The organism is Vibrio sp. Vb0349, from assembly GCF_033338975.1.
The window spans coordinates 1-1034 of the sequence record NZ_JAWOTS010000461.1; the positions used below are offsets into that span (position 1 = coordinate 1).

The following is a 1034-nucleotide window of genomic DNA, read 5'->3' on the forward strand; positions in this document are numbered from 1 at the left end:
CGTTGTTGATAACACATTAGAAACAAACACGTTAATCATGTGGTTGTTAGGCCTTATTGTTCTACTTTTCACCATCTACGGGTGCAGAATCCTCTGGCGTATATGGCTATTTGGTGCGAGTTGGGAACTTGGAACCATTTTACGCAACCGCCTTTACCGCCACCTTTCGACTCAACCTCCCCGCTTTTTTGAACGATACAAAACTGGCGATTTGATGGCGCGCGGCACGAACGACGTAAGAAACATCGTTATGACAGCTGGCGAAGGGGTATTAACGGCAGCCGACTCGGTTATCACCGGCATAGCAGTATTGATCATCATGGTCACGCAAGTCAGTTGGAAACTGACCGTTATGGCCCTGTTGCCAATGCCATTTCTCGCGGTAATTATTTTCTTTATCGTCCGCATTCTTCACCAACGTTTTCGTGTCGCGCAGGAAGCATTCTCTTCGATGTCCGATATGACGCAAGAATCCCTAAATGGTGTGCGAATGCTGCGTGCTTTTGGTTTAGAAAACCAAGAGCAACAACGATTTGAAGATGTCGTTGACGATACTGGTGCTAAAAACATCGCGGTAGCAAGAGTAGACGCGCGCTTTGACCCTGCGATTCAGTTGACGATTGGTCTTTCGTTTCTTCTTAGTGTGGCGGCAGGCGCGTATCTGGTCGACAAAGGCGAAATCACTCTTGGTGATTTGACAGCCTTCACCATGTACTTGGGTTTGATGATTTGGCCAATGCTGGCGTTCGCATTCTTGTTTAACATCTTAGAGCGCGGTTCTGCCGCATGGAATCGGCTACAAGAAATCTTCGATGAACAACCAGAGATCATCGGTGGCACACAGCCTTTAGATGAAAAACCATTACCGCTGCACATCAAGATTGACGCGTTCCATTGGAGTAAAGAACTCCCACCAGCTCTTGCCGTTGTGGACGTAACGTTAGAGCCAGGGGAAATGCTCGGAATTGCTGGCCCAGTAGGCAGTGGTAAATCGACGTTACTCACCCTGCTATTGCGTCAACATGATTTAGAAA

The 1034-nt window shown here is 47.7% G+C and carries 1 protein-coding gene; it reads left to right on the forward strand.

Annotation, left to right across the window (positions count from 1 at the left end):
- Nucleotides 1-1034 (forward strand): ABC transporter transmembrane domain-containing protein (locus R7Q47_RS26600; RefSeq protein WP_318090313.1); only part of this gene is annotated, 1034 nt, incomplete at both ends.